Origin of the sequence: Endozoicomonas sp. ALB032, from assembly GCF_049310125.1 — a bacterium.
Classification (GTDB): Bacteria; Pseudomonadota; Gammaproteobacteria; order Pseudomonadales; family Endozoicomonadaceae; genus Endozoicomonas_A.
Genome location: NZ_JBLYNW010000001.1, coordinates 792,916 through 808,651, shown reverse-complemented (window position 1 = coordinate 808,651; position 15,736 = coordinate 792,916). Strand labels below are relative to the sequence as shown.

General features: G+C 50.1%; 2 protein-coding genes. Both read left to right on the top strand.

Translation table 11 applies throughout. The features are described from left to right. The first annotated feature begins 43 nt into the window (after positions 1–43). Positions 44–7,636, top strand: a complete 7,593-nt coding sequence (locus ACO6VG_RS02170) for an AAA family ATPase (RefSeq protein WP_422472489.1) — start codon at positions 44–46, stop codon at positions 7,634–7,636. Positions 7,637–7,973: 337 nt separating this feature from the next. Then, on the top strand, positions 7,974–15,548 hold the full coding sequence (locus tag ACO6VG_RS02165; protein WP_422472487.1) for an AAA family ATPase: 7,575 nt from the start codon (positions 7,974–7,976) through the stop codon (positions 15,546–15,548). The last annotated feature ends 188 nt before the right edge of the window (positions 15,549–15,736 follow it).

Below are 15,736 nucleotides of genomic sequence, written 5' to 3'. Positions count from 1 at the left end.
TTCAATACAGTCCCCAAAGGGACATCAGGAAAGGAGATTGACTATGGATGGTCGGATCAGGGAAATAAACAAATCGGTTCTTGATAGTGGCGAGTCTGACGCTATCGTACCAGCCAAAAAACCAAAGCTGGAATTACCAGCAAATGATGTCGAGATCTGCTCCGATGTCATTGTCAAACTCAATGTATCGTCACCCCGGATTAAGTCACCTGACCGTGCCAGAACTGTATCTTTAACGGATTCCTCAGTCCGCAAAAACTCTCATGCCTTCGATTTTCGTTTTGTCACCAATGATAATGAGGTTCGTCAGCTTTTAGTTGCCCAGACCTGCGATGAACGTCGGAATGTCACCCTTATTTCCCATCCCGATGAACTCTCACAGGCTAACCTGGTGAGCCGGCTGAGCATTTCCCAAGAGGGTCGCCACACCCTTTATCCGGGCAAACTGTTTGAAGGTTCACAGCCATTGACCCTGGTGATCGATATCCGAAATCTCACCAGCGAGGATCTGCCCAGATTTAACGACCTGCTGGACCCGGATAACCCCTGTCTGTTCGACAAAGTCAGCAAGAAGAAGCGCCCCCTGGGCGAGCATGTTGCTCTGCTGGTCCTGGCAGACCCTGAACAGTTGAGATCGGTTGGCAGCCCTGACGACGCATCGGCGGCCGACGCACCGGGGGCTGACTTCTGGCGGCGAATTAATCGCCCGGACAATACCTGGCAGTTCGACGCAAAAACCGGCAATGACCCAGCGATGGAAATCGACGAAGTTCCTCCGCTACTGGCTGAACTCCCTTATGCCGAAAGCGCAATGGACGACGACAATACCCTTCTTATTGACTGTCATTTGCACAACAACTGGCGGCAGTTGCTGCTGGGCGGCCCCGGCGTGAATAAACAGGGACGCATACAGCATATCCCCGGCAGGCTTGAGTCATTAAGAAGCGGACAACGGGTGATTCTGAAAGGGGCCGACTGGCAAGATCTGGCCTTTGAACAGACAATACGACAGCTGCTGGCGCAACAGTGCTTTGAGAGCAATGGCAAGATCTGTCAGTTACCGGACGCTGTTCAGTTTTATCAGATGCCGGTAGGGAATGACGAGCTTCATTCACTGTTTCAAAGCCTGTCCCACCCTCGTGAACAAGAAGGTGTCACAAAATCTGATAAAGAACAGGCACCTGGCAACCCGATCATCATTAACCAAAGTAATATTGCCCAATGGCTGAGCCCGATTGCCATCGCCCCGGAAGGCCATGCAGTACCCAATACCTCCCTGCTGGAACAGGTTCGGGCCGGTGCTGCCGTCACCGTGACGTCTCCCCTTACTGAGGCTCTCTGGTTTCGTTTGCTGGGTTCATTGCAGACGATTCGCGAGACCACCGGCCTGGAGCCCCGACTTCAGGTAGCTCATTCAAAACAACAGCCGAAAGCCTTGGGATTGGCAGAAAACGATGAAGACTCTCTGGCCAGTAAACGTCACCTGGAGGAAAAAATCAGGGCTCAAACTGACATTAATACCCTCATTTATCAGCAACCTGACGAGGCAAATTATTGGGTTTATCGTTACTGGAACACACGTCTGGTCATTCAGGTCAATGAACAGACCCGCTTCAGCCAGCTATTTGATAATATCCATATCGCCTCGGAACAAAAGGCGCATTTTGGACGATGTCAGAGTGACTTTCAGAAGGCATTGATTTCTGGCAGGCCGGTGGTATTCCGGGGGCTGGAAACTAATCCAACCCTTCAGCAACTTCTGGAACCTCTGTTTGCCGGGCAACCTCTGCTGGTGAATGGCCAATTACAAGCCTACCCGAAAGCCCGTATGAAAATACTCTGGCCTGAGTCTGCAAAAAGCCCATCTTCAGTATTTCATTCGATGATTGCCACCGGTGAGACCTGTGGTGAAGTCGGTCTCTGGGGTATCAGTACCGTCAGGCATAATATCTCCTGGGCTGATCGGCCAGAACAGGCGCTTCATAAACTTTACGAAGCGTTTAAAACTGTACCTGCCGGCCTTTGTAACCCGCTACCAGAAATGACGGAAGGGTTGATGAACAACCTGATACTGGCTGCCCGGCGGGCACAGCAGGTTGACCAGTCCTTACGACTCCTGCCTTGCCACTGGCGCAAAGCTGTCAATAGCGTCATCACCCATGGCACCCGGCAGAATCCATCAGTACGGGATTTTATGAAAGTGGCCTGTTGGCACTTGTTTCCGGATAAGACGCCGGATGAGAATCAAGTCGCCTCGGTAGACCCCGATCGGTTAAATGCCATTATTAATAGTGCCCTGCCGTTGGATAGAGCGTTTGTGGAACAAAACCTGTGGTCATTGGCCAGAGCCTTTGACCCGGCAGTATTTAAAGGTACCGAATTACAGCTGTCCTATAAAAGTCCGTTTCAAGGATGGGTTGAAGAAAAAGCTCTGGACAAGCTCTGTGCCATAATCATGGCCCATGCACCTGAAGAACATCGAGAGGCAATAGCCTATCAGTTGGAAATCGATCCGGCAGCAGCAACGCCCTGTTTGGCCATCCGCCCAACGGCACAGATTAAGCGTTTGCACGCGGCACTGGCTTCTGGCTGGCAGTTAACTCTGCCATTGGGGCAAACTCGATCCGATGCCATCCTCGCCCTTGCCAGCGATTGTTTTCGCAAGGCCAGACCAGCGAATTCTGAGGCAGAAGGCATTGAACGCATAAAACATCGACTGTCTGAATCACTGGCATGGGAGGGCTCCGCTGATATGCCTTTGTCAGCACTGGCCCAGGATCTTTATCACGGCGAGATAAGTCAGAACGATCGTGAAAGTCGTCGCTTATCCCGACTCCATGACCGGTTTGCGGACTCTCCCGTTATCTTCCTCCAGGGAGAAACCGGCACTGGGAAAAGTTACTTTTCCGCCAAAATGGCGAAGGCTTCAGGACAGGCTGCGGTCATTTCTCTTGGACCATCTGACAGCGAACAAACCCTGATGAAACGCTGGCAGTGGCAACAACACGCCGATGGCGACCGCTCTATGTTTCAGCAAAACCGGGCGTTGATGGAATGGGCCAACACTCCATCCTACGAGGATGGACACTATGTCACTCTGGTTCTGGATGAGGCCAACCTGGCCAAAACCGGATTACTGGCATCATTAAACGGCTTGTGGGAACCAGAACCCTACATTTACGTGAATGGTCATCCTGTCAAGGTCGGCCCAAAACACCGGGTGATTCTCACCGGTAACCCGGATCATTACGCCGGGCGCCGAATGGACCCGGCCCTGAAAGAGAAACTGCCCAGAGCTTACTACCCCCGCCTGGATCAGGCATTCCTTCGGGACAGGGTAGTGGAACCCGCTCTGGCCAATCATTTACAACGGCATCTGCTGGAGCAGCAAATAAACGACATTGCACACAGTGCCAGCAAAAGTGTGATGGCGCTCTGGCAATATTATCAGGAACTCTTGCCCGACCATGAGTTTACTCCCAGAGATTTAACCGATATCTGCAGTTGGGTGGGTTGGTATCTGGATCGTGCTCAGCCCGCACGCGGCAGTGTGACCCGTGCGCAAATAAACAGTTTGATCCAACATAGTTTTCGGGACCTACTGGGGCCGGAAATCACTGAAACTCATCAGGATGCCCTGTCGGCACTGGAAATCTGGTTTGCTGCCCGTTACCAACCGGAGAACACCCTGAGCGACAGAGTTCGTAACAAGACCCTGTCAGATATTCAGCAGACATTCGGAACAGTCAGCGAAAAAATCCGACCAGACTTTGATACCTCCGGATCGGCAGTCCGTGAACTGGCGCAAGGGCTTGGGCAGGATTTAAGCCGCTGCCAGCAGGCTAATCATCACGACAAAAAACACGGCGGCCGTCAGGCAACACTGATTGAAGGCCCGGCGGGAAGGGGCAAGGATGCGACGCTGAACCTGTTGATTGAAACTGTCAGAGAGGAGGCTAAACGACGGTGTGAGTCCATGCCGGAAGTCTATTACCTGAATGCCTGTGATTGTTCCTGGGACAAACTGTGCGAAAAGATACAGACGGCAAAAATTAAAGGCGGCATCGTGGTGATTTCAGAAATGAATCTGATCGACAGCCAACATCTGGAAGGAGAGTTAAACGATATTCTGGCCGGCGACGCCCATCCCGGCTTCCACCTGTTCGCCACCATCAATCCACCTGAGTACAGCGGGCGAAAACCCCTATCACCGGCGCTGAAAGGGCGTTTTCGACATTTGCCGATCCGGCAGTACAACCCGGCAGAATTACAGACCATTGCCGAAAAAGTGTTGCCAGAGTCCTCACAAGGGACATTCGTCGCTAAAAAGCTGACAGAAAAACATTGTCTTTTAAGGGCTCACCTGCAAGGCAAAAAGCTGCCGTTGCAGCCCACCAGCCTCGATTTACAGAATGTTGCCAGGGCTATCAACCGAGGTGGCGACTTTAGCGAACAAGCACTCCATCAATGCCTCAATCAGTACTACCGGCTTTACCTGATGGCCGCCAATATCTCGCTGGAGGAACTGCCAGAATCATCGGTTCCTGTCATGGGTAAAGGAGCGCTTGAAACTGAGCTGAGTCAATGGTTCTACGAAACGGTATCGAGCATTGATCGTCCGTGGTTGATACGTCAAAGTGATCACAACAGCATTAATGAAAAACGCCATGAAATTCGTGTCAATACCCTTCTGGATAAAGAGGAAGCCAAAACAGAAGTTATCAAGAGGGTGGCCCAGGCTAGGTGGAAGGCATCCGGCCTTCCCCTGAACCCGGATCAGTCGGACGATGTTCTCACCCGGGCACTTTACCGACACTGGCAGCAAAGCTGGTTTGTTCATGAGTTTGACCAGACTGGCATTGACGCCAATAGCGTATTTCCCCTGACGGAAGAAGAGGAACAAACGCTGAAATTGCCCGCTTCCCAGCCTTATCTTCAGGAGGCTAGGAAGCGCATAAGCAAATGGAAATCCGATGTCGTTCAATTGTGGCCAGCGTTTTGGAATCAGATAAGTGTTCAGCCGAACCGCAGGGTTGATTATGCTGAAGAATACCAGCCGGCAGTCCACTGGAAAGATGTTTTTACATTGAAGTGGAACACGAACTATGAGAACTGCGAGCCAGGACATCATGAAGACCATATAGTTTTTGCTACGAAGAAACTTTCTTCCACTATGTATCGCGTTTGGTTAGATGATATTAATGTGACTGCTGAGGGTGACATCGAACTGTTAGAGATCAGTGATCAACAGCTACAGAGGGTTGAAACCCTCATGCCTGCAAAGTTGCCGGAGTATGGCCAGGAAGTCACATTAGCCAGCAATCAAATACTAGCGACTTTTAAATGGCCATCGAAGAATGGCGAATTTGCATTGCCCAGCCTGACGCCTAACGACCATATCGTCGCCCTGCGTATCGAATCCGATTTGGCATTTACCCTTGTCAGGGGTGGCTATACCGGGCTTCACACACTCTATATTCCGGAGGCCAGAGCCAACCAGAGTATTGAGGTGGCTTATGTCGTAGAAACCAGAGAACCGGACAAAAAATCATCGGTTAAAGAAGCCCGAAGAGAACGATCAGTAAGGTTTGACACCCGCTGTTCAGAAGGGATGAAAAAAGTACTGGACGGAGTGTTTACGGCCATTGACGAACAACCATCCGAAATACGTGAGCCATTGCGGAAAATAGCAGACGCCCATGGCACGAAACAACGCATTGAGGCAATCACTGAGTATTGCAAACAGTTTTCCGGTAAATCTAAACCAAAGCGCACAGAAAATTTCTTTCAATTCCTGGTAACACAGCGGCAAGGTGACTGTAGTCATCGTGCGGCTGTTTTTGTAGCGCTTTGTCGATATTTCGGGATTCCATGTCGGAAAGTTAGAAACTATATTCACAGCTTTGCCGAGTATTCCCTGGATAAAGGCCGAATCTGGGAGTCGGTGTCTTTGGGCGGGTCAAAATCAAAGAAAACAGAAATCACCTACAATTTCCAGCCCATCATCCAGCTCGATGATCCCGGCACTGTTTCAAGGAAGATTAAAGGACACCTGAAAGCCCTCCTGAAAGGTGCTGATTCAACACAACAGCAAGCTCTGGCTAAGGCTTGTGTTATGAGCCCCGGGGAACTGAAAAAAAACCTTGATACGCACACTGCCTGGCCAGAAGCGAATCTGAGTTTCTCCAACATCATCAGGAACCTCTGGGAGAGAAATGATTTAACCGGTTTTTCCATGGGCGTCTCGTTGATAGAGTTGCTGGGGACAGACGCACTGAGCTATTTCGAGAAGCCATGGCGCGATAATGTGACTGACAACGAATGGCATATTTATCAATCGATGTCGGAGGCGGTCAAACAAATATTGTCCAACAGTGATGAAGATCAGGTCACTGAACCGCTCAGGTCGATCCACTCAAAAATGATTGATCGGGCCGGAGCAAACCCTCACCAGTGGCTGAGATCAATAGTGAAGATACTGGAAGACAGTGACTTAACCAAACCTTCGGTCATTAACTTCGCCCGTGAAGCCATGGAATCGGGTTGGCTGGACCCACTGCCGATCAATGAGTACATCTCTTCACTGCCCCGTGAGCTTCATCAGCTATTGGTGCGTCTGGAAGACGTCGATGAACTGAAGGTTAGAGCCGCCCATTGCCAGAAAAAGTGGTATCAGGAGTTCTTGTCCAGGGAAAAAAATAGTCAGGATTGGCAGTTGTATTATAAAACCTTACAAGGGGCAAGAAGTGGTAACTATGGCGTTTTCATCACTCAGGGCCATGATGGATGTTCGTCATTCCTTAAACGTAAAATGGCCGATTCATCTCTACAGGAAGCCTGGACGGACGAGCCTGACGGCATTCCGAATATAGAACGAATGCTGTTGCACAACCCTGCATTTAAGCAGCTAATCTCGGGCCAGGCGAACCACCGTCCGGTAATTGTCATGGGGAAACCTCTCTGGAACGACACAGCAATATATGAAAAGACCCAAGCCCTGCTTCAACATAAAATGGAGAATAGCCCGGGCTTGAAGCAGTTATCGAAAAAAATCAATCAATATGAGGCGCTCAAAAAAGAAAATGACCTCCGTCGTAAACAATATTTGAATGATTTGCAAAATACGCTGAGCACACTTTTTCTTTCCGGCAGCTCATCAACTCCAGACGCAATATTGAATCTGGTTGAGCAAAAACAGATTGCTCTCTGTAGAGACTACAAATCCAATGCAGAGTCCCATGAAATATCAGAGGAGGAGAAAAAACTTGTTGATAATTTAAAAAACCAGTGCGAGAAAAAAATTAAGCAGGCCTTCAGTTATTTTCTGTACGAATTGACACACTCGAAAGGGAGTTGTTTATCGTATTGTTGGGCCAATTCCTGCCTCTGGGGAGATCTTCATCATAGAGGCAATTATGGCGCTCATGATCCCTCCTCACCAGAAGAACTGCATACTATGATGTCTCAAACGATAAACGATCCCTTGTTTGAGAAATCCATTAAGGATGACTACTTGCGGCAGACACTCAACGTCAGTAACGCTCTGGTGCTCAGATCTGATGAGCTGACAAAAATTGCCGAAGAGTTTTTGAACAGTGTGAATTTGAATTCGCTCTGTGACGCATTTGATATCTGAATGATTACCGGCTTCACTCCCGTCATTCCCGCGAAGGCGGGAATCCACACTGACTCTCCACCAGAACCGTACTGCCCGGCACTCGCCCTGGCCTTGTCATCCTCGAGAAGGCGGTGTCCCACTGTTGGCCCTGGATTCCCGCCTTCGCGGGAATGACGAGTTCCTTCGCGGGAATGGAAACATTAACTGAGCACCTGATTCAGTGCAGCCGAACAGCAGGCTGGACAACCCTGCAGAGGGGTAACAGTTAAAATGGAACTTTAAACCCATCCCAAGGTCAAATAATTAAGTAATTTCAATACAGTCCTCCAAGGGACATCAGGAAAGGAGATTGACTATGGATGGTCGGATCAGGGAAATAAACAAATCGGTTCTTGATAGTGGCGCGTCTGACGATGTTGTACCAGCCAAAAAACCAAAGCTGGAATTACCGGCAAATGATGTCGAGATCTGCTCCGATGTCATTGCCAGACTCAATGTATCCTCACCCCGGATTAAGTCACCTGACCGGGCAAGAACCGTTTCCTTAACGGATTCCTCACCCCGCAAAACCCCTCATGCCTTCGATTTTCGTTTTGTCACCCGTGATAATGAGGTTCGTCAGATTTTAGTTGCCCAGACCTGCGATGAACGTCGGGATGTCACCCTTATTTCCCATCCCGATGAACTCTCACAGGCTAACCTGGTGAGCCGGCTGAGCATTTCCGAAGAGGGTCGCCACACCCTTTATCCGGGCAAACTGTTTGAAGGTTCACAGCCATTAACCCTGGTGATCGATATCCGAAATCTCACCAGCGAGGATCTGCCCAGATTTAACGACCTGCTGGACCCGGATAATCCCTGTCTATACGACAAAGTCAGCCAGGAGAAGCGGCCTCTGGGCAAGCATGTTGCTCTGCTGGTCCTGGCAGACCCTGAACAGTTGAGATCGGTTGGCAGCCCTGACGACGCATCGGCGGCCGGCGTGCCGGGGGCTGACTTCTGGCGGCGAATTAATCGCCCGGACAATACCTGGCAGTTCGACGCAAAAACCGGCAATGACCCAGCGATGGAAATCGACGAAGTTCCTCCGCTACTGGCTGAACTCCCCTCAGCCGAAAGCGCAATGGACGACGACAATACCCTTCTTATTGACTGTCATTTGCACAGCAACTGGCGACAGTTGCTGCTGGGCGGCCCCGGCGTGAATAAACAGGGACGCATACAGCATATCCCCGGCAGGCTTGAGTCATTAAGAAGCGGACAACGGGTGATTCTGAAAGGGGCCGACTGGCAAGATCTGGCCTTTGAACAGACAATACGACAGATGTTGGCGCAACAGTGCTTTGAGAGCAATGGCAAGATCTGTCAGTTACCGGACGCTGTTCAGTTTTATCAGATGCCGGTAGGGAATGACGAGCTTCATTCACTGTTTCAAAGCCTGTCTCACCCTCGTGAACAACAGGGTGTCACAAAATCTGATAAAGAACAGGCACCTGGCAACCCGATCATTATTAACCAAAGTAATATTGCCCAATGGCTGAGCCCGATTGCCATCGCCCCGGAAGGCCATGCAGTACCCAATACCTCTCTGCTGGAACAGGTTCGGGCCGGTGCTGCCGTCACCGTGACGTCTCCCCTTACTGAGGCTCTCTGGTTTCGTTTGCTGGGTTCATTGCAGACGATTCGCGAGACCACCGGCCTGGAGCCCCGACTTCAGGTAGCTCATTCAAAACAGCAGCCGAAAGCCTTGGGATTGGCAGAAAACGATGAAGACTCTCTGGCCAGTAAACGTCACCTGGAGGAAAAAATCAGGGCTCAAACTGACATTAATACCCTCATTTATCAGCAACCTGACGAGGCAAATTATTGGGTTTATCGTTACTGGAACACACGTCTGGTCATTCAGGTCAATGAACAGACCAGCTTCAGCCAGCTATTTGATAATATCTATATCGCCTCGGAACAAAAGGCGCATTTTGGACGATGTCAGAGTGACTTTCAGAAGGCATTGATTTCTGGCAAGCCGGTGATATTCCGGGGGCTGGAAACTAATCCAACCCTTCAGCAACTTCTGGAACCTCTGTTTGCCGGGCAACCTCTGCTGGTGAATGGCCAATTACAGGCCTACCCGAAAGCCCGTATGAAAATACTCTGGCCTGAGTCTGCAAAAAGCCCATCTTCAGTATTTCATTCGATGATTGCCACCGCTGAGACCTGTGGTGAAGTCGGTCTCTGGGGTATCAGTACCGTCAGGCATAATATCTCCTGGGCTGATCGGCCAGAACAGGCGCTTCATAAACTTTACGAAGCGTTTAAAACCGTACCTGCCGACCTTTGTAAGCCGCTACCAGAAATGACGGCAGGGTTGATGAACAACCTGATACTGGCTGCCCGGCGGGCACAGCATGTTGACCACTCCCCTCAGCTCCTGCCCTGCCACTGGCGCAAGGCCATCAATAGCGTCATCACCCATGGCACCCGGCAGAATCCTTCAGTACGGGATTTTATGAAAGTGGCTTGTTGGCACTTGTTACCTGACAAGGATCAAGCCGCCTCGGTAGACCCGGATCAGTTAGCTGCCATCATCAATAGCGCCCCGCGGTTGGATAGAACGTTTGTGAAGCAGAATCTGTGGTCACTGGCCCGAGCCTTTGATCCGGCAGTCTTTAAAGGTAGCGAATTACAACTGACCTATAAAAGTCCATTTCCAGAATGGGGTGAAAAAGACGTTATGGACAGGCTCTGTGCCATGATCCTGGCCCACGCGCCTGAAAAACAACGAGATGCTATAGCGTATCGGTTGGCAGTTGATCCGGCGGCAACAAAGCCCTGGCAATCCTTAGCCATTGAGCCAACAAGACAGATTAAACGTTTGCAAGATGCACTGGCTTGCGGCTGGCAGTTACCTTTGCACTCAGAGCAGACCCGATCCGATGCCATCCACGGCCTGGCCAGCGATTGTTTTCACATAGCCAGAACAGCAAACTCTAAAGCAGAAGGCATTGAACGCATAGAACATCGCCTGTCTGAATCACTGAAATGGACGGGTTCCGCTGATAAGCCCCTGTCTGCACTGGCCCGGGATCTTTATTATGGCGAGATGAGTCAGGAAGATCGTGAAAGCCGTCGTTTATCCAGGCTCCATGACCGGCTGACAGACTCTCCCGTTATATTCCTTGAGGGAGAAACCGGCACCGGGAAAAGTTACTTTTCCTCCAAATTGGCGGAGGCTTCGGGACAAGCTTCAGTGCTTTCCCTTGGACCTTCCGACAGCGAACAGACCCTGATGAAACGCTGGCAGTGGCGACAACACGCTGATGGCGACCGCTCTATGGTGCAGCAAAACCGGGCGTTGATGGAATGGGCCAAGACTCCGTCCAACGAGGATGGACACTATGTCACCCTGGTTCTGGATGAAGCCAACCTGGCTAAAACCGGATTGCTGGCATCATTGAACGGCTTATGGGAACCGGAGCCCTGTATTTACGTGAATGGTCATCCTGTCAAGGTCGGCCCAAAACACCGGGTGATTCTCACCGGCAACCCGGATCATTACGCCGGGCGCCACATGGACCCGGCCCTGAAGGAGAGACTGCCCAGAGCTTACTACCCAAAACTGGACCAGGCTTTTCTTCGCGACAGAGTGGTGGAGTCGGCTTTGCTCGAGCATTTACAACGGCATCAAATAAACGACATTGCACACATTGCCAGCAAAAGTGTGATGGCACTCTGGCAGTATTATCAGGAACTCTTGCCCGACCATGAGTTTACCCCCAGGGATTTAACCGATATCTGCAGCTGGGTGGGTTGGTATCTGGATCGTGCTCAGCCCGCACGCGGCAGTGTGACCTGTGCGCAAATAAACAGTTTGATCCAGCAAAGTTTTCGGGATGTACTGGGTCCCGAAATCGCCGAAACTCATCAGGATGCCCTGTCAGCACTGGAAATCTGGTTTGCTGCCCGTTACGACCTGAAGAACACTCTGAGCGAAAGCGTTCGCAACAAGACCCTGTCAGATATTCAGCAGACCTTCGGAACAGTCAGCAGAAAAATCCGACCAGACTTTGATACCTCCGGATCGGCAGTCCGTGAACTGGCGCAGCAGGTTGAGCAGGATTTAAACCGCTGTCAGCAGGCTTGTCATCACGACAGGAAACACGGCGGTCGTCAGGCGACACTGATTGAAGGCCCAGCCGGACGAGGTAAGGATGCCACGCTGAACCTGGTGATTGAAAGTGTCAGAAAGGAGGCCAGGCGACGGGGAGAGTCCATGCCGGAAGTCTATTACCTGAATGCCTGTGATTGTTCCTGGGACAAACTGTGCGAAAAGATACAGACGGCAAAAATTAAAGGCGGCATCGTGGTGATTTCAGAAATGAATCTGATCGACAGCCAACATCTGGAAGGAGAGTTAAACGATATTCTGGCCGGTGACGCCCATCCCGGCTTCCACCTGTTCGCCACCATCAACCCGCCTGAGTACAGCGGGCGAAAACCCCTATCACCGGCGCTGAAAGGGCGTTTTAGACATTTGCCGATCCGGCAGTACAACCCGGCAGAATTACAGACCATTGCCGAAAAAGTGTTGCCAGAGTCCTCACAAGGGATATTCGTCGCTAAAAAGCTGACAGAAAAACATTGTCTTTTAAGGGCTCACCTGCAAGGCAAAAAGCTGCCGTTGCAGCCCACCAGCCTTGATTTACAGAATGTTGCCAGAGCTATCAACCGAGGTGGCGACCTTAGCGAAAAAGCCGTTCATCAATGCTTTAAACAGCACTACCGGCTTTACCTGATGGCCGCCAATATCTCGCTGGAGGAACTGCCAGAGTCATCGGCTCCTGTCATGGCTAAAGGAGCGCTTGATCCTGAGCTGAGCGAATGGTTTTACCAAACGGTATCGGGCATTGATCGTCCGTGGTTGATACGACAAAGTGACCGCAACAGCATTAATGAAAAACGCCATGAAATTCGTATTAACAGGCTTCTGGACAAAGAGGAAGCGAAAACGGAAATCATCAAGAGGGTGGCCCAGGCCAGGTGGAAGGCATCCGGCCTTCCCCTGAACCCCGATCAGTCGGACGATGTTCTCACCCAGGCACTTTACCGACACTGGCAGCAAGGCTGGTTTGTTCATGCCTTTGACCAGATTGGTATTGACGCCAATAGCGTACTTCCTCTGACGGAAGAAGAGGAACAAACGCTGAAATTACCCGCTTCCCAGCCTTATCTTCAGAAGGCTGATCAGTGGTTAAGCAAATGGAAATCCGATGTCGTTCAATTGTGGCCTGCGTTTTGGAATCAGATGAGTGGTCAGCGGAACCACAGGGTTGACGATTCTGAAGAATACGATCCGGCAGTCTACTGGAAACACGTTTCACCGTTGAAATGGGACACGGACTATGAAAACTGCGAGCCAAGACATCATGAAGACCATATAGTTTTTGAAACGGAGAAAACTTCTTCCGATATGTATCGCTTTTGGTTAGATGATATTAATGTGACCGCCAAGGGCGACATCGAAAAGCTCGAGATCAGTGATCAACAGATGCAGAGGATTGAAACCCTCATGCCTGCAAGGTTGCCGGGACATAATCAGGAAGTGACATTAGCCAGCAATCAAACGCTGGCGACTTTTAAATGGTCATCGAAGAATGGCGAATTTGCATTGCCCAGCCTGACACCTGACGACTATATCGTCGCCCTGCGTATCGAAGGCGATATGGCATTTACTCTGGTCAGGGGTGGCTATACCGGACTTCACACACTGTACGTTCCGGAGGCCAGAGCCAACCAGAGAATTGAGGTGGCTTATGTCGTAGAAACCAGAGAACCGGACAAAAAATCATCGGTTAAAGAAGCCCTGAGAGATCCACCAACAAGGTTTGACACCCACTGTTCAGAAGGAATGAAAAAAGTACTGCACGGAGTGTTTACGGCCATTGACCAACAACCATCCGAAATACGTGAGCCATTGCGGAAAATAGCGGACGCCCATGACACGAAACAACGCATTAAGGCAATCAAGGAGTATTGCAAACAGTTTTCCGGTAAGGCCAGACCAGAGGAAAATGAAAATTTCTTTCGATTCCTGGTAACACAGCGGCAAGGTCGCTGTAGTCATCGTACGGCTGTTTTTGTAGCTCTTTGTCGTTATTTCGGAATTCCATGTCGGTATGTTAGAAACTACACTCACGGCTTTGCCGAGTATTCCCTGAATAAAGGCCAAACTTGGGAATCGGTGTCTCTGGGCGGGGCAAAAGGGGTTACGACAAAAATCACCTATAATTTCCAGCCCACCAGGCAGGTCGATGATCCCGGCGCTGTTTCAAGAAAGATTAAAGGACATCTGAAAGCTCTCCTGAAAGGTGCTGATTCAGCACACCAGCAAGCTCTGGCTAAGGCTTGTGTTATGAGCCTCGGGGAACTGAAAAAAAACCTTGATAACCTCAGTGCCTGGCCAGAAGCAAATCTGAGTTTCTCCAACATCATCAGGAACCTCTGGGAGAGAAATGATTTAACCGGCTTTTCCATGGGAGTCTCCTTGATAGAGCTGCTGGGGACAGACGCACTGAGCTATTTCGAGAAGCCGTGGGACCTTAATGTGATTGACAACGATTGGTATATTTATCAATCGATGTCAGAGACGGCCAAACAGATATTGTCCAACAGCGATGAAGACCAGATCACTGAACCGCTCAGGTCGCTCCACTCAAAAATGATTGATCAGGCCGGAGCAAACCCACACCAGTGGCACAGATTCATAGTGAAAATACTGGAAGACAGTGACCTAACCAAACCTTCGTTTATTCACTTTGCCCGTGAAGCCATGGAATTGGGTTGGCTGGACCCACTGCCAATCGATAAGAAGAACTTTTCGCTGCCCCGTGAGCTTCATCAGCTATTGGTGCGTCTGGAAGACGTCGATGAACTGAAGGTCAAAGCCGCCCACTGCCGGAAAAAGTGGTATACGGAGTTCTTGTCCAGGGAAAAAAATAGCCAGGAATGGCAGTTGTTTTATAAAGGGTTACAAAAGGCAAGAAGTGGTACCACTAACTTTTTCATCACTCAGGGTTATGATGGATGTTCGTCATTCCTTAAACGTAATATTGCCGATTCATCTTTACAGGAAGCCTGGACGGACGAACCTGAGGGCATTCCGGATATAGAACGAATGCTGTTGCACAACCCTGCATTTAAGCAGCTAATCTCGGGCCAGGCGAACCACCGTCCGGTAATTGTCATTGGGAAACCTCTCTGGGACGACACAGCATTTGCTGAAAAGACCCAAGCCCTGCTCCAACATAAAATGGAGAATAGCCCGGGCTTGAAGCAGTTATCGAAAAAAATCAATCAATATGAAGCGCTCAAAAAAGAAGAAACCCACCATCGCAAGCAATTTCTGAATGATGTGCAAAATCAGATGAAGACGCTTTTTCTTTCCGGTCGCCTATTAACTCCAGAGGCAATTAACAATCTAATTGAGCAAAAAGAGGCTGAGCTTAATAGCGAATACAAATCCATTGCAGAGTCCCATAAAATATCAGAGGAGGAGGAAAAACTTGTGGATAATTTAAAACACAAGTGCGAGGAAGCAATTACGCAGGCCTTCAGTTATTTTCTGTACGAATTGACACACTCGAAAGGGGGTTGTTTATCGTATTGTTGGGCCAATTCAAACTTCTGGGATATCTATTTTAGTAGAGGCAATTATGGCGCTCATGATCCCTCCTCACCCGAAGAGCTGGATACCATGATGTCTGAAACGAATCACGCTCCCTTGTTTGAGAAATCCATTAAGGATGACTACTTGCGGCAGGCACTCAACGTCAGCAACGCTCTGGTGCTCAAATCCGATGAGCTGACAAAAATTGCCGAAGAGTTTTTGAACAGCCTGGACTTGAATTCGATGAGTGACGCATTGGATACATGATAACCGTTTGACCATGTTGACACCCTCCCCAACACCCTCGAAGGAGGGTGTGGCAAAGCTCTGGTTCCCGCCTTCACCCCCGTCATTCTCGCGAAGGCGCAAATCCACACTGACTCACCACCACTGTTGGCAATCGTTGACAGCGTTTAATCGTCACGGCTGACCGCCAAAAAGGAACTTCCGTACTA

Excerpts from the sequence above, each read along its gene's own strand:
- ACO6VG_RS02170 (WP_422472489.1), top strand. The coding sequence starts at position 44 with ATGGATGGTCGGATCAGGGAAATAAACAAATCGGTTCTTGATAGTGGC.
- ACO6VG_RS02165 (WP_422472487.1), top strand. The coding sequence starts at position 7,974 with ATGGATGGTCGGATCAGGGAAATAAACAAATCGGTTCTTGATAGTGGC.